Genomic DNA, 1032 nt, shown 5'->3' with positions numbered 1-1032 from the left:
CCATGGGAGCGGGTTTTACCAGAAGTAGGTAGCTTAACCGYAAGGAGGGCGCTTACCACGGTAGGATTCGTGACTGGGGTGAAGTCGTAACAAGGTAGCCGTATCGGAAGGTGCGGCTGGATCACCTCCTTTCTAGAGTTTGCACGAACCAGTAATGGTTCACGCATCAAATGTTCACACTTATCGRCTGTTAATAAAGAAGAACAGCATTTGGGGCTGTAGCTCAGCTGGTTAGAGCACCGTGTTGATAACGCGGGGGTCGTTGGTTCGAGTCCAACCAGCCCTACCAGTTTCTGTAGCACCCGTAGCAAACATGGGGGATTAGCTCAGCTGGGAGAGCACCTGCTTTGCAAGCAGGGGGTCGTCGGTTCGATCCCGTCATCCTCCACCAAAAGTTCAAACGTAAGTTGATCACATCGGTGATTGAATTTAGGTTTGGTCTTTTCGAGACCAAGTGCTGTATGTTCTTTAACAATCTGGAAGAAGTAAAGATTATTTATTGATCAAGTCTATGCGTGCAGCAATGCATGAGGCGACTTGATGGGTAATGATTGTATGTATCAACAAACAAGCAACAACGTTGTNGGGGGATTAGCTCAGCTGGGAGAGCACCTGCTTTGCAAGCAGGGGGTCGTCGGTTCGATCCCGTCATCCTCCACCAAAAGTTCAAACGTAAGTTGATCACATCGRTGATTGAATTTAGGTTTGGTCTTTTCGAGACCAAGTGCTGTATGTTCTTTAACAATCTGGAAGAAGTAAAGATTATTTATTGATCGGTTTGCSGTAACAMGCARATCGATGGGTAATGATTGTATGTATAAACAAACAAGCAACAACGTTGTACTTTCTTATCCCTGTAGCGCTCTTTAGCTGTGAAAGCAGTTAGAGGCTAACGTTATAGGGACAAGCGAATAAGTGCACATGGTGGATGCCTTGGCGATTACAGGCGATGAAGGACGTAGTAGCTTGCGATAAGCTGCGGGGAGTGAGCAAACACACTTTGATCCGCAGATTTCCGAATGGGGCAACCCA

The 1032-nt window shown here is 46.8% G+C and carries 3 tRNA genes and 2 rRNA genes; all 5 read left to right on the top strand.

The features are described from left to right. A 16S ribosomal RNA gene (locus tag CBW66_RS28195) occupies positions 1 to 132 on the top strand; the annotation flags it as partial. Between the two features lie 80 nt (positions 133 to 212). Continuing rightward, positions 213 to 289: transfer RNA gene (locus tag CBW66_RS28190), tRNA-Ile, on the top strand. 26 nt (positions 290 to 315) lie between these two features. Beyond that, positions 316 to 391, top strand: a tRNA-Ala gene (locus CBW66_RS28185). Positions 392 to 585: 194 nt separating this feature from the next. Next, positions 586 to 661 (top strand) — tRNA-Ala (locus CBW66_RS28180). A gap of 240 nt (positions 662 to 901) precedes the next feature. After that, positions 902 to 1032, top strand: a 23S ribosomal RNA gene (locus tag CBW66_RS28175); the annotation flags it as partial.

Origin of the sequence: Janthinobacterium sp. GW456P (genome assembly GCF_002127655.1) — a bacterium.
Classification (GTDB): Bacteria; Pseudomonadota; Gammaproteobacteria; order Burkholderiales; family Burkholderiaceae_D; genus Janthinobacterium.
This window is presented reverse-complemented; position numbering and strand designations above follow the sequence as displayed.